The 22,231-nt window shown below is 36.1% G+C and carries 24 protein-coding genes and 2 pseudogenes; 15 read left to right on the forward strand and 11 right to left on the reverse strand.

The features are described 5' to 3' along the window. Positions 1–353: 353 nt before the first annotated feature. The 7 genes from gorA to AC2117_RS07745 form a co-directional block, all read right to left on the reverse strand. Complete coding sequence (gorA, locus tag AC2117_RS07715; protein ID WP_133973111.1) at positions 354–1,706, reverse strand: glutathione-disulfide reductase; 1,353 nt, start codon at positions 1,704–1,706, stop codon at positions 354–356. Beyond that, entirely contained in the window at positions 1,699–2,913 is a 1,215-nt protein-coding gene (locus tag AC2117_RS07720) for an MFS transporter (protein WP_133973113.1), read from the reverse strand. The genes gorA and AC2117_RS07720 overlap by 8 nt, the downstream gene beginning before the upstream one ends. Before the next feature lie 238 nt (positions 2,914–3,151). Continuing rightward, positions 3,152–3,715: a TetR/AcrR family transcriptional regulator gene (locus AC2117_RS07725; protein WP_133973115.1), complete on the reverse strand. Its 564-nt coding sequence runs from the start codon at positions 3,713–3,715 to the stop codon at positions 3,152–3,154. 96 nt (positions 3,716–3,811) lie between these two features. After that, positions 3,812–4,366, reverse strand: a complete 555-nt coding sequence (locus tag AC2117_RS07730) for an OsmC family protein (RefSeq protein WP_068556605.1) — start codon at positions 4,364–4,366, stop codon at positions 3,812–3,814. An 86-nt stretch (positions 4,367–4,452) separates the two neighbouring features. Next, positions 4,453–4,788: a carboxymuconolactone decarboxylase family protein gene (locus AC2117_RS07735; protein WP_013197542.1), complete on the reverse strand. Its 336-nt coding sequence runs from the start codon at positions 4,786–4,788 to the stop codon at positions 4,453–4,455. Positions 4,789–4,815: 27 nt separating this feature from the next. Next, entirely contained in the window at positions 4,816–5,610 is a 795-nt protein-coding gene (locus AC2117_RS07740; protein ID WP_068556606.1) for an SDR family NAD(P)-dependent oxidoreductase, read from the reverse strand. A 113-nt stretch (positions 5,611–5,723) separates the two neighbouring features. After that, positions 5,724–6,131 (reverse strand): thioredoxin family protein, encoded by a 408-nt coding sequence (locus AC2117_RS07745; protein ID WP_133973117.1) that lies wholly within the window; start codon positions 6,129–6,131, stop codon positions 5,724–5,726. A gap of 282 nt (positions 6,132–6,413) precedes the next feature. Between AC2117_RS07745 and AC2117_RS07750 the strand changes: the two genes are divergently transcribed. Together AC2117_RS07750 and AC2117_RS07755 are read left to right on the forward strand one after the other, a co-directional pair. Next, positions 6,414–7,523 carry an alkene reductase gene (locus tag AC2117_RS07750; RefSeq protein WP_133973119.1) on the forward strand — a complete coding sequence of 370 codons (1,110 nt, stop codon included), beginning with the start codon at positions 6,414–6,416 and terminating at the stop codon, positions 7,521–7,523. Between the two features lie 84 nt (positions 7,524–7,607). After that, positions 7,608–8,309: a DsbA family oxidoreductase gene (locus AC2117_RS07755; RefSeq protein WP_133973121.1), complete on the forward strand. Its 702-nt coding sequence runs from the start codon at positions 7,608–7,610 to the stop codon at positions 8,307–8,309. Between the two features lie 396 nt (positions 8,310–8,705). On the opposite strand, the gene cydB is transcribed toward AC2117_RS07755, so the two are convergent. The 3 genes from cydB to AC2117_RS07770 form a co-directional block, all read right to left on the reverse strand. Next, positions 8,706–9,710, reverse strand: coding sequence for a cytochrome d ubiquinol oxidase subunit II (gene cydB / locus AC2117_RS07760; protein ID WP_013197552.1), 1,005 nt, complete (start codon positions 9,708–9,710; stop codon positions 8,706–8,708). Beyond that, the gene (locus AC2117_RS07765; RefSeq protein ID WP_013197553.1) at positions 9,707–11,140 is read right to left on the reverse strand and encodes a cytochrome ubiquinol oxidase subunit I; all 1,434 of its coding nucleotides are present in this window, start codon (positions 11,138–11,140) and stop codon (positions 9,707–9,709) included. Before AC2117_RS07765 ends, cydB begins: the two co-directional genes overlap by 4 nt. A 154-nt stretch (positions 11,141–11,294) precedes the next feature. Continuing rightward, entirely contained in the window at positions 11,295–11,744 is a 450-nt protein-coding gene (locus tag AC2117_RS07770; RefSeq protein ID WP_032063020.1) for a DUF2946 domain-containing protein, read from the reverse strand. 324 nt (positions 11,745–12,068) lie between these two features. Between AC2117_RS07770 and AC2117_RS07775 the strand changes: the two genes are divergently transcribed. The 5 genes and pseudogenes from AC2117_RS07775 to AC2117_RS19175 all read left to right on the forward strand — a co-directional run. Further along, positions 12,069–12,479, forward strand: coding sequence for a DUF2946 domain-containing protein (locus AC2117_RS07775; RefSeq protein ID WP_032063021.1), 411 nt, complete (start codon positions 12,069–12,071; stop codon positions 12,477–12,479). Between the two features lie 72 nt (positions 12,480–12,551). Then, entirely contained in the window at positions 12,552–13,361 is an 810-nt protein-coding gene (locus AC2117_RS07780) for a Plug domain-containing protein (RefSeq protein WP_171459061.1), read from the forward strand. Positions 13,362–13,400: 39 nt separating this feature from the next. After that, the gene (locus tag AC2117_RS07785; RefSeq protein WP_133973123.1) at positions 13,401–15,506 is read left to right on the forward strand and encodes a TonB-dependent receptor; all 2,106 of its coding nucleotides are present in this window, start codon (positions 13,401–13,403) and stop codon (positions 15,504–15,506) included. A gap of 46 nt (positions 15,507–15,552) precedes the next feature. Continuing rightward, a complete protein-coding gene (locus AC2117_RS07790; RefSeq protein ID WP_133973125.1) occupies positions 15,553–16,008 on the forward strand; it encodes a copper resistance protein NlpE N-terminal domain-containing protein in 456 nt (151 codons plus the stop codon). Between the two features lie 208 nt (positions 16,009–16,216). Next, positions 16,217–16,396: pseudogene (locus AC2117_RS19175) on the forward strand (hypothetical protein); the annotation flags it as partial. Positions 16,397–16,474: 78 nt separating this feature from the next. Here AC2117_RS19175 and AC2117_RS07800 read toward each other — a convergent pair. Next, positions 16,475–16,891 carry a hypothetical protein gene (locus tag AC2117_RS07800; RefSeq protein WP_133973127.1) on the reverse strand — a complete coding sequence of 139 codons (417 nt, stop codon included), beginning with the start codon at positions 16,889–16,891 and terminating at the stop codon, positions 16,475–16,477. Positions 16,892–17,153: 262 nt separating this feature from the next. Here AC2117_RS07800 and AC2117_RS07805 point away from each other — a divergent pair, with 262 nt between their 5' ends. From AC2117_RS07805 to AC2117_RS07835, 8 genes and pseudogenes are all read left to right on the forward strand, one after another. After that, positions 17,154–17,810, forward strand: coding sequence for a phage antirepressor KilAC domain-containing protein (locus tag AC2117_RS07805; RefSeq protein WP_133973129.1), 657 nt, complete (start codon positions 17,154–17,156; stop codon positions 17,808–17,810). A gap of 265 nt (positions 17,811–18,075) precedes the next feature. Next, positions 18,076–18,663, forward strand: a pseudogene (locus AC2117_RS07810) (hypothetical protein); the annotation flags it as partial. Positions 18,664–18,788: 125 nt separating this feature from the next. Next, a complete protein-coding gene (locus tag AC2117_RS07815) occupies positions 18,789–19,007 on the forward strand; it encodes a hypothetical protein (protein ID WP_133973133.1) in 219 nt (72 codons plus the stop codon). A 74-nt stretch (positions 19,008–19,081) separates the two neighbouring features. Continuing rightward, complete coding sequence (locus AC2117_RS18845) at positions 19,082–19,219, forward strand: hypothetical protein (RefSeq protein WP_171459062.1); 138 nt, start codon at positions 19,082–19,084, stop codon at positions 19,217–19,219. Positions 19,220–19,334: 115 nt separating this feature from the next. After that, on the forward strand, positions 19,335–19,691 hold the full coding sequence (locus AC2117_RS19180) for a hypothetical protein (RefSeq protein WP_133973135.1): 357 nt from the start codon (positions 19,335–19,337) through the stop codon (positions 19,689–19,691). Continuing rightward, on the forward strand, positions 19,691–20,029 hold the full coding sequence (locus AC2117_RS07825; RefSeq protein ID WP_133973137.1) for a hypothetical protein: 339 nt from the start codon (positions 19,691–19,693) through the stop codon (positions 20,027–20,029). Before AC2117_RS19180 ends, AC2117_RS07825 begins: the two co-directional genes overlap by 1 nt. Further along, the gene (locus AC2117_RS07830; protein WP_133973139.1) at positions 20,010–21,455 is read left to right on the forward strand and encodes a hypothetical protein; all 1,446 of its coding nucleotides are present in this window, start codon (positions 20,010–20,012) and stop codon (positions 21,453–21,455) included. The genes AC2117_RS07825 and AC2117_RS07830 overlap by 20 nt, the downstream gene beginning before the upstream one ends. Then, entirely contained in the window at positions 21,443–22,057 is a 615-nt protein-coding gene (locus AC2117_RS07835; RefSeq protein WP_133973141.1) for a hypothetical protein, read from the forward strand. The genes AC2117_RS07830 and AC2117_RS07835 overlap by 13 nt, the downstream gene beginning before the upstream one ends. The last annotated feature ends 174 nt before the right edge of the window (positions 22,058–22,231 follow it).

Consider the following 22,231-nt stretch of genomic DNA (forward strand, 5'->3'; position numbering starts at 1 on the left):
TAGAGAGTAAAATACAAAGCACTATTTATTTTTCTGAAAGCATCTTGTAAAATTTATTCCCCTTCAGATAAACCTGCTGATTTTGAATGTCTAAAACCAGTAATTGGGTAGCCATATGGAGGCCCAGAGATGCAAGCTTTTCTCAGACCCTATACTAAATCGTCATAACTTAAATTAAAAGTATTTTTTCACTTTTAAAAATATAAACCCTATTGTTACCTGCTTTATGTTTCGATTAGTGTAAAGGCAATAAAAAAGCTCTCAATTTGAGAACTTTTTTATTAAATAAACAATTAGGCTCTACTATTTACAAATAGACATGAAACCATTTACTTATTCATTTAAGAATATAACTAACGCATCGTCACGAACTCTTCAGATGATGTAGGATGAATAGCAACGGTATTATCAAAGTCCTTTTTAGTTGCCCCCATCTTTAGAGCGACTGCAAAGCCTTGTAGAATTTCATCCATATTCAAACCAATCCCATGGATACCAACAATTTTTTCCTCTACACCAACACATATAAGCTTCATTTTAGTGAGTTGTTTATGTTGTGCCACGGCGTCATACATTGCTGTAAATGAAGATTTGTATACTTTAACCATATCTTTGCCAAATTCTTCAATCGCTTGTTCTTCGGTTAATCCAACTGTTCCAATAGGCGGGTGACTAAATACTACAGTGGGGATATTGTTGTAATCTAAGCATTCATTAGGCTTGTTATTAAATAACCGTTCTGAGAGCCTACGACCGGCAGCAACTGCAACAGGTGTTAATTCAACCTTTCCAGTAATATCTCCAACTGCATAAATACCAGTGTGTGTTGTATTTTGGAACTTATCAACTTTGATAAACCCTTGTTCATCCAATTTTATATTTGTTAATTCAAGTTGGAGAGCTTTGGTATTGGGATTCCTTCCAACAGCCCAAATAAGACAATCTACAACTTGTTGAGTTCCATCTTTTAAATGCAACATGATAGAACCGTCTTCTAATTTTATTACTTTACTGATTTCAGCATTTTTATGAATTTTAATATTCTCACTCTGCATATTTTCTAATAATGCTTCTCCTAAGAACTGATCTAGATTACGCAGGAGTTTTTCGCGTCGAATAAAAAGCTGGACATCTGAACCTAATGATTTGAGGACACCAGCTATTTCTACTGCAATATATCCTGAACCCACAATAGCGGTACGTTTTGGTAATACTTCTAAATCAAAAAAGCCATTTGAGTCGATACCATGTTCAGCACCTTCAATTGCAGGCCAACTCGCTTCTGTACCAGTAGCTATGAGAATGTGATCAGCTGTTAATAAATCTCCGTTTACTTCAATTGTGTTTTTATCAATAAATTTTGCAAACCCATGTATGACATCAACATTATTTTTACTGAGTACATTGTTATAAGAGGTGTGAATTCTTTCGATATATGCCTGTCTATTTTTAATGAGTTTCTGCCAATCAAATGATTTTACTTCCGTAGTAAAACCATATGATGGCGCATATTGACGAATTGCGTCAGCAATATGAGCAGCGTACCACATCACTTTTTTAGGGACACAGCCAACATTAACGCATGTGCCACCAATATCTCCTGCTTCAATTAATGCACATTTTTTTCCATACATGGCTGCTCGATTTACAGAGGCTATACCGCCACTGCCTCCACCAATTGCAATATAATCGTAATGTTTAGACATGGATAACTCCTTTATTTGCTGAATAGTAGAATCCAGCAATACCTAGAATGGGGCCAATCAATAATATCCATGCTGAATCCAAGCCAATTATTTCAAAGGCATAGGTTGTCAATGCAATAGATATGATAGTCAGTGTAAAACCAATTGAATTTTGAATAGCTAATGCCGCACCAACTTTTTCGGATGGACAAGATTGGGCGGAAAGCGCAGAGAATTGCGGTGAGTCTGCAATAACAGAGGCTCCCCAGATCGCAAATAAAACCAATAAGAACCACGCAGGTAAAAAACGCCAGCCTAGAGCAAATACCAAGCAACTAAAACCTGAGATAGATAAAGATCCTATAGCAACATATCTATTACCTATATATTTAGAAAGATATCCGCCCACCAAGCAACCAATTGCTCCACATGCCATTACAAAAAAAGTAAGGAGCGAAATATTGTTGTATCCCAATTTTTCTGGAATACCTGATTTAGCAATAAATAAAGGAATAATCGTCCAAAAGGCATATAATTCCCACATATGACCAAAATAACCTATAGCAGCTGCACGAAATTTTCGAATTTTGAAAACCTGAAAAGTACCATCTGATGACACTATATTTTGTGGTTTTGGAGAGACTATTGGGTCTCCTAGCCGATAAATTAACAAGGCTGCAATCAATGCAAGACTTGAAGAACAGATCATGACTGTTTGCCAAGCAAAATGAGTGGGGAAACTATTAATAAAATAGGGAAGAGCCGTGCCTAATGTCAGCATAGCAACTAATTTTGCTAGTGCTCGCCCAGCCTGATGAGGTGCCCATAGAACGATAAGTTTCATTCCGATTGGATAAATCCCTGCAAGACATAATCCCACAAGAAAACGATATATAAGGGCATCCATAAGTCCATGAGCTAACCATGCAAAGCAGAAGTTAAAAAAGGCGCCTAATAGTGCTGAACAAACAAAAATATGACTGGCTTTAAAGCGGTCTGCTATTTCTGTATAAGCAAATACAAAAGTTCCAATGATAAATCCTGCCTGAACAGCGTTGGTAATCCAGCCAATATCTGCAACTGTTATCTGCCATTGTTGCATTAAATCTATTGCTGCACTATTTGCACTAAACCACAAGGATGTGCCCAATAGTTGAGCCAAACTAATAATAGTAGTGGCATGTAAGCCATAAATTTTTTTATTATTTTGAATGTTGTAACCTACCATGTAAGGCACTCCCATTTAGGTAGATACATATTTAAAGTACTACCGTAAAATTAGAGGTTGTCCGATGAATATTTCACCTGACATAAAAATTAAACTAATTTTGTTGGGATGGTCATAGTGGGTGCTATACATGGACGAATATAAAGGGAATGCTTTATTTAAAGCATTCCTATATTTTCTTTTATTAGAAATAGATTAGATATTTGAGTTTAAAAATATTTAAATATCCGAGCCAATCTTAAGAAAGCACGCCAACAATTTTTCCTATTACCTTAGGATCAAGTTCTGTTCCATTATTCATTGCCCATCTTACAAAACTACTGCCTTCCATTAAACTTAATAATTGAAAGGCTTTCTGATTTTCATCACCTTCGGCAAGTTCTCCATTTTCTACTCCTAAATGGATAATTTTTTCTATCCAAGATAATTGGATTTCAAAATATTTACGGGTCAACTCTTGCATGCTCTCTGGTAAAACAGCCATTTCAGCAGCAAGAGCTCCACATAACGGTAACATTCCTTCAGACATTGAGCTTCTAAATAAGGAAGCAAAGGCACAAAGACGTCCGAATGCATTAGGAAAATCACGTTCAATTTTTTCAAAATCTTGAATAGTCTGTTCAATATATGTTTCGACTATTAAAATTCCTAAATCTTCTTTTTTTGGGAAATAATGATGAATACTGGCTTTTTTAATACCAACAATTTTCTCTAAATCGGCATAACTAAAAGCAGCATAACCTCTTGATCTCAACATAAGCTCTGCTGAGTTAATTAAACTTTGGCGAGTATCAATGGTCATATTCGTAGTTCCCAGACTAGAGAGATTTGGCGGCATACTATAGCATTGTTGTTAAAGATGAATCATCTGATAAACGAGTATGCCACCCATCACATATTATTTGTTTGCAATCACTAATTGCGGTTTCATTCGAATTGATCGTGAAAAATTGGCGAAATTTGGTGAAGTTTTTAGAACAGCACTATGGATTTCATCCAATTGTTCTTGTGTTCCATCTGTATCAATAACTACAGTGTATTGGACTTCATCATATCCAGGATTAATTTTTTCATCTAAGCCTAAGAAACCTCTAAGATCAAGCTCTCCAGAAGTATCAATTTCTAATGAATTAATCTTGACACCTTTAGTAGCAGCAATAGCTACATAAGCAACTGTAAGACATGCATTAAGTGCAGCCATCAATAATTCTTGTGGATTAGGTGCACTATCTGTTCCTAAAATTTCATGAGGTTCATCAGCAGCTATATGGAAGTTACGTTCATAAGTCTTACCAAAGAGTTCATAAGATTTCACAGTTGAAACAGAACGTGTTTGACCCGCCCATCTTGTTTGTACATTAAAACGAGCTTTTGAAGTAGTAGGATTCTGGCTTACTTTATCTGCAAATTGTTGAAAAGCATTTAGATCAATTTCATTTACTACATTGTTCATTATAGAACTCCAATTAAGATATAAATTGTGGTGAATGGAGAATAATTTCCCCATCACTAAGCTTGTCTATGTAACCTCTGGTGAAGTTACATTTCGTCATAAGCATCTAAAGTTCGTGCCGAGTACACATAGGCTGCACCAGCATTTAAAGCGATAGCAGTTCCTAAAGCTGCCGCAACTTCTTCTTTTGTAGCACCTGCTTTTTTAGCCGCGCCCGCATGAGCTGATATACAACCATCACAACGCGTAGTAACTGCTACTGCCAACGCAATCAACTCGTGAGTTTTTGCGTCGAGTACTTTATTTTCACGCGTTGCAACTTCTAAGTTGTGAAAAGCAGTGGCAACGGGTTTATTTGCTTTTGCAAAATTACCAATGTTTTTAACCAATGCAGATAATCTGTTAGTCCATTCACCGTTCATTTTTGAAACCTCATCATTTATTAAATATTATTTGCCTAGTTTTCTTGATGCCATGACACCACCATCAACATCCCAAATAGCACCAGTTACCCAAGATGTTTTTTCAGAAAGAAGGAATACAATAGTTTCTGCTACATCGTTTGGGGTACCGTTTCTTCCTAAGGGATGGAAACTATTGAAATCTTGAAGTGCATTATCTAATTGATCTGAAGGAATGAATCTTTCAAAAATACGGGTTTCCACCATGCCGGGACTAACAGCATTTACTCGAATTCCATGTTCTGCTAGCTCTGCAGCCACATGACGGGTCATAGCTTCTAAACCCATTTTTGCCATTGAGTAGGCAGATGCGGTGACAGTTTCGATAGCTTGGCGAGCTGCAACAGCAGAAACATTTACAATTGAACCTTCTTTATTCTGCGCAACCATTGATGAAGCAACTTGTTGGGTAATAAAGAAAAATGCGCGGTTTAGATCCAGAAAATTGTTATAGTCATTTAGCGAATGCTCTAGGAAGCTTTTAGGATAAAAAATTCCTGCTGAATTAACTAATAAGTTAATGTCTTTATGTTCACTATCCAATTTGCTAATTAACTTTTGAACACTATCAAAATTTGTTAAATCAGCAGTCAGTGCAAAAACTTGTTCTTCAGTTGTTATAGCAACTAATTGTTTACGGGCAGTCTCGGCTTTATCTGTGCGATTGCCAACAATTACTACAGTCCCACCTTGTTCAGCAACTTTCTTTGCTGTTTCTAAACCAATGCCACTAGTGCCACCAATGACGAGAAGTTTCTTGCCTTTAAATTGTTGCTCACTCATATGATCACCTAATCATTAATACCAATCAAAAAAGTAGCCTACCTACTAGTTGGTTTTTAGATTATATAGGCTAATTTTAAATGTCAAGCACTAGCGGAAAATAGTTTGGAAAATTATTCAGCTTTAATCTCAGATTTCGTTAAGCAAAGAGAACCAATGGAACTCTTTTCTTCGTTTTGCTCATCATTTTTTGATTCGTACTTTATGAGTTCTTCTAAAGCTTTTTGGTAATCGGAGATAGGCTTTACTCCTACAATATGATGGATTAATTGCCCATCTTTGAACATTAATACAGATGGTAAACCCCATATATTATAACGGGTTGTTAAAACTGGCGCCTGATCAACATTAACTGTGCCAATAGTTAAATTAGCTTCAATACTTTTCACAAATGTATTAAATAAACTTTCGCTATTGTGGCACGGTGGACACCAAGGAGCATAAAAACGGACCATTGCTAAGCCTTCTTTCCATTCAATTTCATGAAAGCTATCTTCGTTTAAAGCATGTAATTTACGCATTATAAAACTACCTCTTTTCTGTATTTGCAGATTCAGAATTCATTTGGTGAATAGTATTTAATCACTTATTGAGCGCAATAAATTTCAGCGGTAAATTAAAAATACTATTGCCTACCTACTAGTTGGTTGATATAGTGGCATCAACTTATCATTTGTGCAATAGGAATGAGGGAGTGCAAATTTCGTACTTCTAAAACAGGTCAATGCCTGAGTCATTCACTGAATGATGAGTGTGGTTAAAGAAATTTCTTAATTATCTGTAAATCTCTCTAGAGGTCTGTGATGAATAAATTATTCACTCCCCATAATTTGGTGGATATCCAATTAAAAAATCGCGTAGTAATGGCACCCATGACGCGTACACGAACATTGAATGGGGTTGCAGATGAACTTACTGCGCTTTATTACTCCCAGCGAGCTTCCGCAGGTCTAATCATTACTGAAGGCTTACCTGTGTCTGAAGAAGGGCGTGGTTATTTATATACGCCTGGTTTATATAATGATGAACAAATGCAAGGATGGAAAAAGGTTACTGAAGCAGTGCATGCAAAAGGTGGTCGTATTTTTGCTCAGCTCTGGCATGTGGGAAGAATGTCGCATGTTTCAGTTTTACCTGATAATCAAGTGCCTGTTTCTTCTGGGGTTATTCCAGCGACCAACACTACAGTATTTGCATATACTGATTCGGGTGAACCCGGTCCAGTTGCGCCTAGTAAACCTCGAGCTTTAGAAACTGAAGAAATCAAACGTGTTACTCATGATTTTGTTAAATCTGCACAATTAGCAATTGAAGCTGGGTTTGATGGCATTGAAATTATGGCTGCAAATGGATTCATATTTGACCAGTTCCTCAGTACTGAGTTAAATAACCGAACAGATCAATATGGCGGAACTGTTGAGAATCGCCAACGTTTTCTTCTAGAAACTATTGATGCTATTTCCCAAGAAATTGGCCATGACAAAGTGGCTGTCCGACTTTCTTCTTTTGGTCGTATTTATGACTTGGCACCTTATGAAGGCGAGGTTGATACTTGGGCAAATATTGCGTCAGCTCTTGGTAAACGTAAATTGGCCTATGTCCATTTGTACTATCAACCTACCTATGAAACAGCACCTTTAGAAGCCCAAAATTTTAAAACTTTATTCAGAGAAACTTTTTCTGGAACTATCATCGCAGCTGGTGGTTTTAATCAACAAAGTGCTGAGGCGGCATTAGAAAAAGGTGAGGTTGATTTAATTGCGTTTGGTGTCCCTTATATTGCTAATCCCGATTTAGTAGAGCGGATGCAGAATAACTGGCCCTTGGCGGAAAGTGATCGCACAACATACTACGGCGTAAGTGGATCTCCAGCAAAAGGCTATACAGATTATCCAGAATATAACGGCAAATAAACAATGGGGTGCCTAGTTATTTTTTGACACTAGGCATTAAAACTTCTTTGTTTTTAAACATCTAATAAATTTACTGAGATATTTATGAAAACTCTTCCTTCACAAATTACCGTAGATATATGGTCAGATTTTGTTTGCCCTTGGTGCTGGATTGCTAAAAAAAGATTTGAGAAAGGTTTAGATGCCTTTGAACATAAGAATCAGGTAACTATCCAATATCACAGTTACCGTCTAGCAAGTGGCCTTACACCACAGCCTTTTAAAGATGCATTGTATAAAAAATTTGGTGGGAAAAGTGGCGCTGATGCGATGATGAGCCATGTAAAAAGTGCAGGTGAGCTAGAAGGTCTGGTCTATAACTTTAATAGTATGCTTTTTGGCGATACTTTAGATGCCCATGCCATTGTAAAGTTGGCGCAACAGAAGGGTGTTGGTGAACTATTAACAGAAAAGTTTTTTAAGGCAAGCATAACTGAAGGTAAGTCTATTTTTGATCATAAGGTGTTGGTTGAGCTTGCTAATGAAGTTGGAGTTCCTCGTGAAGAAGCTAACAGTGCCTTTAGTAATATTTCGTTGAAACAAGAAGTTTTAAAAGATGAAGCCAGTGCACATGCGATGGGTGCTAGTGGAGTGCCGCTTTTCATTATAAATAATAAATATTCAATCAGTGGTGCTCAGCCTATAGAAACTTTTTTAAGTGCATTAGAGCAGGTATGGGAAGAAAAGCAGAATGAATTAGTGATCACAGAGGGTCAAAGCTGTGGCATTAATGGTTGTAGTATTTGATTGTGTAGTTGAGTAAATTGATAGGGAGAACTTATGTATCACCCTATCAATTTTTAAACATACGGTTACAGCAGTTAATGTATGAATTTTCATATTACTATTATCCTAAACTAATATTTTAAGTGCTTTATCTGGTCTATTTATAACCATAAACTAGAGGGTTGTCATAAGTTAACTTATTTTTTATTATAATAATATTGGTCATTTTGTGTATCTCGGAACATTCTATTTATAGAGACGTGCCAAAAATAAAGACCATGCTAATGCATGGTCTTCCTTTAGTAAGCTAGTTGCAGGAGCAATCTAAATATTATTGCAATAAAAAGTAAGCTGAAGAAACCAATAAGCCAAAGTAATATAAACCATTGTGATTGAGATAATCTCATCGAATTTCTCCTAATGATAGCCCTCATCGCCAACACGTACTTTATCCCTAAATACCCAATATGCCATGATGGTGTAGATAATGATAATCGGGATTAGAATCAATGCACCGATCAGTGCAAATAGTTGGCTATTGGCTGGAGCAGCCGCATCCCAAATGGTAATAGAGGGTGGAATAACATAAGGGAAAATACTGATCAGAAAACCTGTATAGGCTAAGAACACTAATGCCAAGGTATATAAAAAAGGCATGGACTCCTGATGTTTTTGACAAGCTCGAATCGTTAAAAAGGTGAAAACCACTACTAGAATCGGAACTGGACTGAAATATAAAAGTTGAGGTGGATTAAACCAGCGTTCAGCAATTATTGGATGTGCCATTGGTGTATATATACTCACCGCTATAAATATCAGTAACAATGCTATGATCAGCCTTGGCATTAAACGATACATAGCGCTTTGCAATACATCATCCGTTTTCATGATGAGCCAGCCACAGCCGAGTGCAGCATAAACAACTACCACACCTACACCTGTGAACAGTGAAAATGGTGTTAACCAGTCTAAACCACCACCTGCATAACGCCCATCGACAATATTTATTCCCTGAATGTAAGCACCAAGAATTACACCTTGTAAAAAGCTAGATAATACTGACCCGCCTATGAATGCCGCATCCCATAAGGGCTTGCTACGATTTGCTTTGAAACGAAATTCAAAAGCAACACCTCGAAAAATCAACGCAATAACCATTAATATAATTGGTAGATAAAGTGCTGATAAAACTGCGGAATAGACCATTGGGAATGCTGCAAATAAGCCAGCACCACCAAGTACCATCCATGTTTCATTACCATCCCAGACAGGCGCAACGGTATTCATCATCACATCTCGTTCTTGCTGATTTTTGATGAATGGAAACAAAATACCAATACCGAGATCAAAACCATCAAGTACAACATAAATGAAAACGCCAATGGCAATAATTACAATCCAGATTAAAGATAAATCAATCATGGAGAAGCTCCTTGATCTTTATCATCAAGATATTCATTTGCGGCACTGAGTGGTCGCATAGGTGTTTTAAAATGACCGACACCGCCAATTTCATCTTGTTGGCTATAAATAAATTCAGGGCCTTTAAGCATAAGTTTCAACATGTAATAAATGCCAATACCAAAAACAATGCAATACACCACGACAAAGATAATCAGAGTTAAACCCACTTGCTCGGCTGAAACAGGAGAAAGAGCATCTTTTGTACGCATAACACCGTAGACCACCCATGGTTGACGGCCTACTTCTGTGGTAAACCAACCTGCGAGTAATGCAATAAAACCTGATGGGCCCATCAATAATGCGAAACGATGAAACCATTTACTTTCAAATAGTTTCCCTGTTTTTCTCAACCATACTCCTGTAAATGCCAGTAATAGCATCAACATGCCTAAACCAACCATGATACGGAAACTCCAAAAAACCACGGTTGAATTAGGACGATCTTCAGGTGCGAAGTCTTTTAAGCCTTTAACTGAGCCGTTCATTGAGTGCGTAAGAATAAGGCTTCCTAGATTTGGAATTGCAATTGCATATTTGGTACGTTCTTCTTGCATACTCGGAATACCAAATAAATACAATGGCATACCTTCATCATAATTGGTCTCCCAATGTCCCTCCATAGCTGCAAGTTTTGCTGGTTGATGTTCAAGCGTATTTAAACCATGTGCATCACCAACAAAGACTTGTAAGGGGGCTAAAATCAAAATCAGCCAAAGTGCCATAGAAAATGACTTTTTAACCAACTCGTCTCGACGACCTTTTAGTAAATGCCAAGCTGCGGTGGCTGCTACAAGTAAAGCTGCAACCATAAAAGCAGCAATTGCCATATGAGCAAGCCGATAAGGGAAAGAAGGATTAAAGACAATTGCAAACCAATCTTGTGGAACGATAATGTCATTTTCAATTGTGAATCCTTGAGGAGTTTGCATCCAACTGTTTGAAGACAAAATCCAGAACATTGAAATACAGGTGCCAATTGCAACCATAAGGGTGGCAAAGAAGTGGGCTTTTTTACCAACACGTCCCCAACCAAACAGCATAATACCTAGAAATCCTGCTTCTAAAAAAAAGGCACTAAGAACTTCATAAGTGAGCAATGGACCTGTAACGCCTCCTGCAAAGCGGGAAAACTCGCTCCAATTGGTACCAAATTGATAACTCATCACCACACCTGAGACTACACCCATCCCAAAGGCAACAGCGAAGATTTTGACCCAATATTTAAATAGGTCTTGGTAGATTGGATTATTTGTACGCAACCAACGCCATTCTAAAACTGCTAAAAAACTTGCAAGCCCAATCGAAATTGCAGGAAAGATAATGTGAAACGATACCGTAAATGCAAACTGTATTCTTGCTAGTTCAAGTGCTGTTAAACCCAGAGTCATACGCGTACCTCATCTTTTTGTTGATGAGCTAAACTTATAGCTATAGACATTTCTACCCGTTTAAGAGTATGAAAATAAGGAAAAAACATAGTGATAATCTCTTGAAAATATTAATTTTTCAAAACTAGAGTTTTGAGCTTCAAGTGGAAGATCATCAAAGAGGAGGGGCACGCCCTTGTGGAATTAGAAATAGTTGCTGGAGTTGAAAGAAAACGTGAAAATTGTTTTCAACAAAAGCAAGAAACCGGACCTGAATTCGAATAAGAATTTGTTTTAGATCAAGGTCAGGTAAGGGTACAACATGGCTGTATACCACACAGTACTGACATTGATGTCCTGTATCATGGTGATGGTGGCTTGCTACTGTAATGTCAGATGAGGTGGCGTGTGCTGCATGTTCCATGTGATGAGACATGCTGTATTGCTGTTCTGATGTACTGTGGTGATCGTTACTAGAAGGTGCAACAGAATGATGAAGTTGTAATGCTTGAGCAATAGTCTCACATACTGGAGAAATTTGATATTTCTCTGGCAGTAATGGCTGTAAGAACACAGCGATTTGTAACAAGACTGCATATAATCCTAGCAATCTTCCAAAAACCATCAACACCCAATTAATCTCTTTCTAAAAATCGGTTGCGCCCTACTATAACAAAAATCTGATTATCTCAAAGTTATAATTGATATTTCTTATAAATTGAGATTTCTATCTATTGAAAATGAAGAGGCACAAACTATTTTAATAGGGGGGATTAAACTTCTTATTTTTATTTAGGATTTATTATAAGATCGTTGTGTCTATAGTGAGACAAACTTTTACGTATAGTGTATACACTAACAATTGCTTACATTGTAAGGGCTGTGTTAAATTGTCATCGTCTCAATATTGAAAAAGCTTATCTTGAGAGTTGCTCTAGCCCTTGCCCTTATGGCAATGTTTCTGCAATCCGTTGTATTTATACAACCATTATTGCCAGCACAATACCGTATTGCGCTGGTCTGTGTCACTATTTCCGATGCTTTTTCCAATACTATAACTACTGCTCAACAACATAATTCCCATCATTTATCTGATCATTCAGATCAGCATCACATGATGCATGAAGATCAAAAAATCTATAAAGAACAAAGTATTCACCAACATGATATTGGACATGAATGTCCATTTTGTACGGTATTTGCCAATTTAACTACTGGCTTGGACTTTAGTCTTGAAGAAGTCTTTGACCGACTTTTTGTTCGAATGTTGGCATTTGAGCGTAATTTTCAGCATATTTATTTTGCTTTACAGCGTTTATATTTATTGCCACAAGGGCGAGCACCTCCTTTATTTGCTTAAATTTCAAATGTTTTATGTTTTGAGACATCCATTGGGTGTCTTAGCGGAAATTTATGCTTAAAAGGAATTGAAATGTCTCAATTCAAGTTAAACTCATTCTTAAATGGGAACTGTTTTATTGTTTCAACTCATGACGTATCAAAATCAATTTTGATTAATTCTGCTTTGTTTTATCGACTAGGTTTTACTTTTTTGGTTTCGGGATTATTTGGAACCACTACTTTTGCCTCAGATGATTTACAACAAACAGTGCAATTACCAATATTAGTTATCGAAGCGCGAAAAGATCTAAATACCGCATCTCTTCATTTAAAACAGGTGAATACAACAGAAAGTCGATTAGGATTAACCTCTCAAGAAATGCCAGCGACAGTTCAAATAATCACTCAAAAAGAAATGCAAAAGAAAGGTTTAAGAACAGTTAAAGAAGCCTTTGGGAATGTGACAGGTGCAACCGTTGGAAATGTACCAGGTATTCCGGCAGTTCTGACGATGCGTGGCTTTTCTGGAAATATGAATACTGTTTTACAGGATGATGTTCGGATTGGTACCTCTACTTTTGTTGCTCGTGATTTAGATGTCTGGAAATATGAAAAAATAGAAGTACTAAAAGGTCTATCATCTGTTTTATTTGAGGAAAAGGCCTTAGGCGGTGCAGTACATGCAAGTGGTTTCTATACCGATACTGCTAATACATATTTCGTAAAAGGCTATACGACATATGATGCATCACTTGCGTATGATCTAAAAAATATGACTTTTACGCTTTGGGGAAGAAATTTAGCCGATAAGTTTTATGGCGAATACTCTGGTTATTCATCTAAGCAAATTTATATCGGGGCACCAAGAAATGTTGAGCTTGATGTGACATTTAAATCTTAAAAGCTAACAAACAGTCTATTCATGAATTCAGAGTCGTATATGTCTAAATTTTTATTTCATCCACTAGCGTGGAGTATTTTTATCATTCAGTGTTCAACAAATACAGTTGCAGCTGAAAAGCAATTGAGTTTAGATGAAAGCACAGAGCGGTTACCAACGATTACGGTTACTGCTGAGAAACAAGATGAGAGGCATACTTCCTCACAGGCGATTACTCAGTTTAATCATGATTTATTGGATGTACCTTTTACAAAATCCCATGTCTCAGAAAAAGATATTCAAAACTATAATGTTCAAGGTGTTAATGATGCTTTGGCTTTTGTAAATGGCGTCGTCTATCAAGATAGTTATGGTGGCGGTTTCTGGGATAACTACTCATTTCGTGGATTTAGTACTGACCCTAATATGGGAACGATCTATATGCGTAATGGTTTAAGTTCTGTGAGTGGCATTCATAGTCCACGAGATATGGTAAATATTCAAGCGGTTGATTTCTTAAAAGGTCCTATGGCTGCGATGTATGGTCAGGGAGCAATTGGTGGAATTATGAATATCACCACTAAACAACCTGAATGGCAACGTAAGAGTACTTTAAGTCTTAGCGGTAGTATTTTAGAGGAATATCGACTCTCGGTTGATACAACTGATGCCATTAATGAGGATTTTGCTTATCGTTTAGGCGCCTCTTATGAAGATAATAAAAGTTTTAGAGATCAAGTAGATAATCAGCATTATTATCTTGCACCACAATTAGCTTGGAAGATATCAGATCAAACCCAATTAAATCTTGATACGGAGTTTGCCGAATATCAAGGTGTCTTTGACAGAGGTATTCCAATGGTTGATGGCAAAGTTGCTGTAAATAAGAAAACATTCTTGGGTGAACCAAGTGATGGCGATATTAAAATTAAGGATCAGATGTATCAGTTACGTTTGAATCATGAGTTTGACGATAATTGGAATAATACGACAGCGCTTACTTACAGCCATGGAGAGCGTGAAGGTACTTCTACCGAAATTGGTTCAATTGCTACAGATGAAAGAACAGCAAATCGTTTCCGTCGAGCTCGTCAATTTGAAACTGACACGATAAATTTTCAGTCAATTTTACGAGGTAAGTTTGATACTGGTTCTCTAAAACATGAGTTAGTAACTAATATAGAAGCTGGGCATTATACGATTGACCAAATTCAGCGAAGAAATGCAGCAGGTACAAATAGTCCGATTGATATTTATAATCCAGTTTATGGCCAAAATATTTTAGTTCTGACACGAGTGACTAAAAATACCAAAGAAACACAAGACATGATCGGTATTAATATTCAGGATCAAGTATTTTTAAATGATCAATGGAATATCTTATTGGGAGGGCGTTTTAACCGCTTAGAACAGCAGATTGATAACCATCAAACTTTAATTTCTTCACAACAAACATTTACACCGTTTACACCACGAGCCGGTATTAATTTTAAACCAACTGACCGTCTTTCATTTTACAGTAACTGGGGTAAAGGTTTTGAACTTAATACTGGGTTAAATAAAAACAATGAACTTTATGAACCGGAAAAAACGAACAGTTGGGAACTAGGTACTAAATATCAGTTTTTACCACAGAGTTGGTTAGGTTTAACCTATTTTGATTTGGATAAGCGTCATTTGCTTACAGAAGGTATTACTGATAGTTATGTTGACAATGGTCATGTACAAAGTCAGGGGCTTGAAGTTGAGTTACAGCATCAATTTAGCGACCGTCTCCGAGTGAATGCCAATTACACTTATACTGATGCTTCAGTCATTGAAAGTGAAGTGGATAAAAAAGGTTCAAGACTTAAAAATATTCCTAAGCATACAGCAAATTTAAGTGCTGACTATCAATTGAATATCTTTGGTCATGAGGCAGGACTAGTCGGGAATATTAACTATTATGGACAGCGTAGTGCGAATTATATTGATAATGGAACAACTTTACCTGAATTTACAGTAGTGAACATTGGTGGTTATTTACAGATTCGTCCTGATCTACGTGCCCAACTCAATATAGATAATCTTTTCGATAAGGATTATTACGTTGCGAGCTATACTAATTTTTGGGTACAGCCTGGTGAACCATTAAAAGCAACTTTGCGCTTTGATTGGTCTTTCTGATTTTTTAAGTGAGATAGTGAAATTAAACAAATTAAGTTGAACCGTGATGAAGAAAAGATTATTGAGCTCTTTTATTTTTGCTAGCTTAATGATGGGTTGTGACCAGCATGAACAAGCTACAAATAATGAGAAAGTCAGTTCAGAAGTAAAAAAACCTTTAGATGCCCAACTTCAAAAATGGGTAGGTCATTATAAAGGAAGTCTTCCTTGTGCTGGTTGTGTTACATTTTGCGATGAGTGTAATGGCATGAATGTAGATTTAAATATTCATGCAGATCAAACCTTTCGACTAGAAAGAACGAGTAATAGTGATCACAACAAGCATGAGTTGTATGTTGGAAGTTTTAGCTTCTTGGATAATGGGAAAATAAAGATTCAACTACAGAATGTGAAAGAACGAAATCAGCTAATTTTAGGTAGTGGTTATGTTGAAGTCTTAGAGACTAAGACGGGTTTACCTTATCAGTCCTTTGAAGATTTCCAACTCGATAAACAGACCTGAAAACTATTAGGCGCTATAAAAATAGTGCCTAATAGTAGAAAATTAATAAATCCATATATCTAAGTTAATAGGATTAGATAAATTAATACTACTGACAGGACAATAGTTAGTTGATGTTAAGCTGTAACCTCAAATATCTGTAATCTTTTTTTTAAAGGTTACACCCTAAAAGCCTTGTGCTATAAGGCATTAATCTCAGTAATCTCATGGACCTAAAAACTTTTGGGTTTCGATTCAGGAAAACGGCGCTGTTTCTGCTCAGCAATATTCATTACATCACACACCTGTAAATGTAGTACAACTACGTGAAAATTTTAATGAGTTATGGGAGTTTTTACATAAGGATGAAGTACTTGAGTTAGGTAAAAACGCTTTCCCTATGAACTGATGAGGGTAAATCATTAAATTAAGACGTTCCTAATTGAACTCCCCTTATAAGAAAGCCAGCTAAAACAGCTGGCTTTTTTCATTTCACAAAATATTGTATAGCCTTGGACAGATTTTTAATTATTATTTCTCTTTCATAACGAAAATCTAAAGATTTAGGAATTTGTACATTTAAAACTTTCTGTTGAGCCAGAGTTAGTGGAATTTTGTCATTTTTATTACTAACAAGAGAGTTATCAATATCAATCAAAATGTTAAGTTCGTCAGTACGTTGAATATTCAACCATTGGATTTGAACTTTCATTTGAGGAAAAGTAGCATTGAAGAAGGGTTTAAATTTTTTTGTAGAAATTGATATCTTTTGACCCTTATGCTTGCGAACAATTAACTCATTTGTATTACATAGTAGAGTGTCTTCATAAACTAAGTCTTCGCCAAATTGTTGAATCTTATTTGGATCAAGATGAATCTCATGACCTTCATAATTTAAATACATTTATAAATTCCATATTAATAATTCATTGAAGTTTCAGCCATTCTGTGTGGCCTATCACTTACTTGTATCATTTATTCGGATGAATTGTGTAGTTAAATTTTAAGAAAATGCAATCCTTTGAAAATTGGATGGAACCACTCACAATTCAATCAATTCAACATTCCTATTCTAGCTTCACAGGCTAGACCGTACATCGAAAGGGAAATGATTATCTACCGTCCATTTCCTTGCCTGTCATTTTTTGACGGTTAGGTAGATAGAAATGAATGCAGTAGTTAAATTTCAAACAGACACTATGACGAGCTTAGAATTATTAAAAATAATTAATGAGGCTCGAATTACTTATGGGGAAGCCTCTATCAGAGCAAATGATTTTCATAAACGTGTTGAAGATGAATTAGATGATGAAGACTACGAAACTTTCGTAGTTCAAAATATAAACAAAACAACTACTACTGCTTTTAAATTAAATGAAGATCAATGCACTTTAGTAGCAATGCGAGAATCAAAAGCTGTAAGAAAAAGTGTTTTATTGAAGTTAAAAGCTAAACAGCAAGCCTTTAGAATCCCTCAAACTTATGCGGAGGCTTTAGCATTAGCTGCTGATCAAGCAAAACAACTTGAAGAGGCCGCTCCTAAGGTACGACACTACGATACGGTAGTAGAACGGACAACTTTATTAACTGCTACACAGGTGGGACAGAAAGTTAAGTTTTCAGCAGTAAAGCTAAACAAAGTATTAGAAGAGCTAGATGTCTACAACAAAACCTTAAAGCGTGGAAAGGCTTTTAAACAATGGTTCGTTGATGCTGGTTACGGAATCATGCGTCAAACAGATAATGGTTTTTCACAACCAATGTTTACAACAAAAGGGGAAGCATGGGTTGTCGAAAAGCTAATTTGCGAGGGAGTTTGCTAATATCTTATAAGATACGGAATACTTAATAAAATTCATCTAAAGTGTGAAAAAGTATTCATGAATACTGTCTTGTTATTGTCATATATTTAAAATACATTTGTAGAGTATTTTATACATTCTAATAATTTGCTTTAAGCAATGCATCATAATAAATTCCTGAAATACAAAAAACCCATTCGCAAGAGTGGGTTTTTTAATGGAACTCACAACATTTTAGTAGTTAATGTAATAGCAAAATTACCTCAATTATTTGAGGTTTTTATCCATGGGCAGTCTAAATCTTGCAGCTGTAACGGCGACAACTCCATACATTAAAAAGATCCAATCATCTTTAGAAAAAGCAACGGGACAAACTATCCTTACTCCTGAAATTTGTAAGGTTAAACGTGTTGCTGGTGTTAGTGTCTTACCCGTTACTTTTTTCTTTTCTGGTGGTGCAACACTCACAATTTTTATCCGTGCGGTTGCCGATGTTACAAAGGCAGAAATTAACGATAAAGTCGTCGTATTGTCTGGTGATTTCAGTGATGACTATAAGCCTACTTTTGATAATGCTGTAAATGGTGTGGCAAAGCTTATTCGTGAAGCACAATCAAAGATTCAAGACCAAAACAAACGCGAAAAAGTGCGTCTACCTCCACGCCGTACTTCAGTAGATCAAAAGGCTAAAGAAGTTCAAGAACAAGAGCAAAAGCTTGATGAAGATTTAGCAAAACAAACGGCGCAACGGGATCAACTTTTGGAAAAAATTGAACTAGCCAAACAGCAGCTTGGTATTAGTTCTAATACGGAGGTTGGTCAATCCGAATTGGGAAAGTCGATTAGTGAAATCGTATCCATTTCAAGTGATATCAACTACAGAGGATGAAGTCTTGTTTAAAAATTCCACTTCATTTAAAGTATTAAAACACAGCAAATTCAACTCCAAATGAATCTATTGAAAAGGTCATACTTGGTTCTACTTAGAGGAGGATGATAATGAATAAAGTAATGTTAAATATGCCTCTTGAGTTACAGGCGAAACGTGCAAAAGAAGCTGGTTTAACATTGCAAGAATGGCAAAAAGCAATGGAAATTAAATTAGCGAAAATGCATCGCAGTGCTGTTAAATCAATGAGACCGACAGGTAAATTTGTTTCAGTTTCTCGTGCTGATGCTGAGCGTTTCCAAAGAAAAATGGATTCAGCAATTGCATAGAATGCTTAAGAGTTTATGATTAAAAGGTTGCATAATTGCAGCCTTTTTTATTTAAAATTGAAAGGATTTATTGAATGAAAAATACTAAAAGTGGTTTGAATAAAAATAAGAAGAACGAAATACCTTTAGTTCGAATTCTTACTACTAAAGAAATCGAATCATTGCGTCAAAACAAACGTGATGCTTATGCCCAAATGATGAAAATGAATTAATAGTTATATTTTTAAAAAGACTGCCTAATAGCGGTCTTTTTTGTTTTGGAACTCACTAAACATCGATCATTCTTAAACAATTACCCTTATAAAAATGCTAATAAAGGGTAGTGCAATGCAAATTCAGATCGGTATCGATATTGTCTTAATTCTTGCGTTTTTTACTTATCTCTACGTTGTAACCGGATGGAATAGTAAAAATAAAGCAACATCTATAAAACAATTACGCCAATTGCCTATTAGTCTTCTATTTAAAGAAATCAGATTGATGTACTTCATATGCATGGCATGCGTATTGATCACCATTCTTTTGGTTGATTGGCGAATCTATAACGTTGCTAATTATTTTGATGCATTAAGCGTTTCACTTTGGATATTTATTATCTATTTCTCAATTTTTTCAACTTATCAGATTGGCACGGCAATTCTAGTGAAGCTTTTGACGATTTTTTGCAATAGGTCGTCTTCTTAATGATCACTGCTAAAACAATCTTAGATATGGTCGGTTATTGGCTTAATCACCCCGTCAATGGAAAATATGGTTCGGATTTTGGTGCACCTATTTATGAGCTCCTAATGACACCACTCGACGCGAGAGTTGCTGATAGTTTCATTAATAAGATGAAGAAAGACATACCTATTTTATCTGAGCTTAATTCTGATCAATTAGCACTTTACTCAGAAACAGAAGGTTTTGAGACTGTCCATATTTATTTAAACATCATGAATGTGAATATTGACCTAAACCAAGTAGCAGAACGACTAAGTAAACCAGTAACAGGTGAAACATATGACATTAATGCAAGCTGATTTTGAAGCCCAGCTCCAAGCAGCGATAGATGATTATGAGATTCAGGAACGTTACAAAGCTCAAGATCCACTAGTCGTTCACCAGCTGCGTTCTATGGCTAGTTTTTTAACTGCATTTGGCCCAGAAATCGATATCGCATCAATTGAGCCATTCACTAAGACACGTGACCGTTCCATTATTGCAGATGCAACTAATAAAGGCATTTTACCAATAGGGACGCCGTGCCAGCATTACATGGAAATCATTAATCGATCTACAAATCCTATTAGCTTTAGCCAAGGTAGAATGATTGAGGATCATAGCGGCGGTAGAGTGTGGCGATTACTTCAATCAATTACAGTTAAAGCTGGTGAAACTGCAGAAGTAATTGCAGAGCAAAGCGAATACCGTGAAATCAAATACGTTATTCCAGTAACTGAAGGTTTTCATAAATATCGATTAGATCTTTTAGAGGACCTTTCATTTGCAAATATTTCTATTAAGCAGGGCAATAATAACTTTGTAATTAAGCCACGCTGGATGAATGTTGAACCTGGTGAATATGCTGTTACGGTCACTACAGATAATCTTAGAAGATTATTTATTGAATTCGGTGATTCTGAGAGAGCAGGTCGGACAGTACAAGCAAATAAAACAATAACTTTTGGGATACTTGAAACTTATGGTGAGGTTGATGCCAATCGTTTGAAAGATGCAGCTTTACTTGATGTTCTTACTAATGATGAGCAGCGTGTATCAGTGCGTTTTAAAGTCGGTGGATTGGTGAGACAAGGTGTTGATCCATTATCTGTTTCTGAATTACGTTTATTATCAAGCTATCCTTCACTTTATGACGATGACGCCGTATTTCTGGGGAACTTTGACTATGCGGTCCGTAAAAAGTTTATGAAACGGGCTCAGTTTATTTCTGTCTGGAATGAAACACTTCAAGAGCAACATTTTGCGATTACTTACCGCGACATTAATCATTTAAATCTTGTAGTTGTTGCTAAAAACCCAGATGAGCAAACGACCTTAGAGCAAGATATCTGCAGTTATATTGGTTATTGCGATAACTTGTATAAAGACAAGGTAAATGTACATGACGTAGTAGAAAAGCCATTACCAATAACAATCACGGGCACATTAGCCTCAGTACATAATACTGATATGGTTAAAACCCAAATTATCGAATTAATAGTTCAGCGCTATGGCCGTGAATCGCTTAGCTCAAGCAGGTGGTTAGTGAATGGTTTTAATAGTCAAGAAATGGCAAAGCTTATTAATGACAATATCGTAGCTTTTCAAGACCGGATGAGTGATTTCTCAATCAAACTTTCAAATGAGATTAATAAACCTAATGAATGGGTTTACGTCACTAAAGACAGTATTACAGTAAATATGGAGCGTACAGCTGATATTTCGGGGGCAACATGGACCCTATAAACTTTACACGACCTATTGACGAACACTATGTAAATACTGGCTTAGAGACGGCACTCTCAAAAGCATTTAAGAAAGTATTTGCACAAAACTTTGAACAGTCTCTACAAGACTTGCTCGATTATGGTTGCCCTCACATCGGTAGTAAAACAGTTATAGAACGGTTCTCAAAACAAAATGGACTTGTTGTTTTAAGACGTAATAACACTTCTGACACGTTGATGAGAATTATCTACTCCAATTGGAGCAGTATGGGTAATAAAAGGGGAATAGCCTTTTTAGAGTTCATTTTGAGAATGTTGTGGGGAAAGGACCATTTTCAGATTATCCGGTTATGGCATAGCTTGGAAAAGCTAAAAGAATATCCTATTTATTTATCTGATGTAGAAAAGCCAAATTACTTCTTAACTAGTCGCATTAGAATTGTTTTAGATAAAACAGTTGATGCAAATGAAGTGGTGGAGCTGTCACCTATATTACGGCGTTTAGTACCAGCCAATATTGTTGTTAAAGTTCACTCGATGGCATTTGATAGGGATTTAGGTGCTTCAAGTTTTGCAGCAGCAATAGTAGTAAAGCCATTTGAGATTTATAACTTAATTTAAATCAATAGGTTGTATAACCGTTCTTTTTACTATGCTGGGAATTTATCAGATTATTCTCTGAGATAACCAGCATCAGTTGAAACCTCTAAATGCAATTGATTCCTATTTATTATTGATAATAATATTCATTTGTAATAAAGTTTATAGTTTATGTAGCACTTTTAAAAATATAAA

It is taken from the genome of Acinetobacter calcoaceticus (assembly GCF_900520355.1).
Taxonomy (GTDB): domain Bacteria; phylum Pseudomonadota; class Gammaproteobacteria; order Pseudomonadales; family Moraxellaceae; genus Acinetobacter; species Acinetobacter calcoaceticus_C.

What these genes read in the sequence shown, in the direction of transcription:
- gorA (WP_133973111.1), bottom strand. Translation starts at nt 1,706, where the DNA reads ATGTCTAAACATTACGATTATATTGCAATTGGTGGAGGCAGTGGCGGT.
- AC2117_RS07720 (WP_133973113.1), bottom strand. Translation starts at nt 2,913, where the DNA reads ATGGTAGGTTACAACATTCAAAATAATAAAAAAATTTATGGCTTACAT.
- AC2117_RS07725 (WP_133973115.1), bottom strand. Translation starts at nt 3,715, where the DNA reads ATGACCATTGATACTCGCCAAAGTTTAATTAACTCAGCAGAGCTTATG.
- AC2117_RS07730 (WP_068556605.1), bottom strand. Translation starts at nt 4,366, where the DNA reads ATGAACAATGTAGTAAATGAAATTGATCTAAATGCTTTTCAACAATTT.
- AC2117_RS07735 (WP_013197542.1), bottom strand. Translation starts at nt 4,788, where the DNA reads ATGAACGGTGAATGGACTAACAGATTATCTGCATTGGTTAAAAACATT.
- AC2117_RS07740 (WP_068556606.1), bottom strand. Translation starts at nt 5,610, where the DNA reads ATGAGTGAGCAACAATTTAAAGGCAAGAAACTTCTCGTCATTGGTGGC.
- AC2117_RS07745 (WP_133973117.1), bottom strand. Translation starts at nt 6,131, where the DNA reads ATGCGTAAATTACATGCTTTAAACGAAGATAGCTTTCATGAAATTGAA.
- AC2117_RS07750 (WP_133973119.1), top strand. Translation starts at nt 6,414, where the DNA reads ATGAATAAATTATTCACTCCCCATAATTTGGTGGATATCCAATTAAAA.
- AC2117_RS07755 (WP_133973121.1), top strand. Translation starts at nt 7,608, where the DNA reads ATGAAAACTCTTCCTTCACAAATTACCGTAGATATATGGTCAGATTTT.
- cydB (WP_013197552.1), bottom strand. Translation starts at nt 9,710, where the DNA reads ATGATTGATTTATCTTTAATCTGGATTGTAATTATTGCCATTGGCGTT.
- AC2117_RS07765 (WP_013197553.1), bottom strand. Translation starts at nt 11,140, where the DNA reads ATGACTCTGGGTTTAACAGCACTTGAACTAGCAAGAATACAGTTTGCA.
- AC2117_RS07770 (WP_032063020.1), bottom strand. Translation starts at nt 11,744, where the DNA reads ATGGTTTTTGGAAGATTGCTAGGATTATATGCAGTCTTGTTACAAATC.
- AC2117_RS07775 (WP_032063021.1), top strand. Translation starts at nt 12,069, where the DNA reads ATGGCAATGTTTCTGCAATCCGTTGTATTTATACAACCATTATTGCCA.
- AC2117_RS07780 (WP_171459061.1), top strand. Translation starts at nt 12,552, where the DNA reads ATGTCTCAATTCAAGTTAAACTCATTCTTAAATGGGAACTGTTTTATT.
- AC2117_RS07785 (WP_133973123.1), top strand. Translation starts at nt 13,401, where the DNA reads ATGTCTAAATTTTTATTTCATCCACTAGCGTGGAGTATTTTTATCATT.
- AC2117_RS07790 (WP_133973125.1), top strand. Translation starts at nt 15,553, where the DNA reads ATGAAGAAAAGATTATTGAGCTCTTTTATTTTTGCTAGCTTAATGATG.
- AC2117_RS07800 (WP_133973127.1), bottom strand. Translation starts at nt 16,891, where the DNA reads ATGTATTTAAATTATGAAGGTCATGAGATTCATCTTGATCCAAATAAG.
- AC2117_RS07805 (WP_133973129.1), top strand. Translation starts at nt 17,154, where the DNA reads ATGAATGCAGTAGTTAAATTTCAAACAGACACTATGACGAGCTTAGAA.
- AC2117_RS07815 (WP_133973133.1), top strand. Translation starts at nt 18,789, where the DNA reads ATGAATAAAGTAATGTTAAATATGCCTCTTGAGTTACAGGCGAAACGT.
- AC2117_RS18845 (WP_171459062.1), top strand. Translation starts at nt 19,082, where the DNA reads ATGAAAAATACTAAAAGTGGTTTGAATAAAAATAAGAAGAACGAAATA.
- AC2117_RS19180 (WP_133973135.1), top strand. Translation starts at nt 19,335, where the DNA reads ATGCAAATTCAGATCGGTATCGATATTGTCTTAATTCTTGCGTTTTTT.
- AC2117_RS07825 (WP_133973137.1), top strand. Translation starts at nt 19,691, where the DNA reads ATGATCACTGCTAAAACAATCTTAGATATGGTCGGTTATTGGCTTAAT.
- AC2117_RS07830 (WP_133973139.1), top strand. Translation starts at nt 20,010, where the DNA reads ATGACATTAATGCAAGCTGATTTTGAAGCCCAGCTCCAAGCAGCGATA.
- AC2117_RS07835 (WP_133973141.1), top strand. Translation starts at nt 21,443, where the DNA reads ATGGACCCTATAAACTTTACACGACCTATTGACGAACACTATGTAAAT.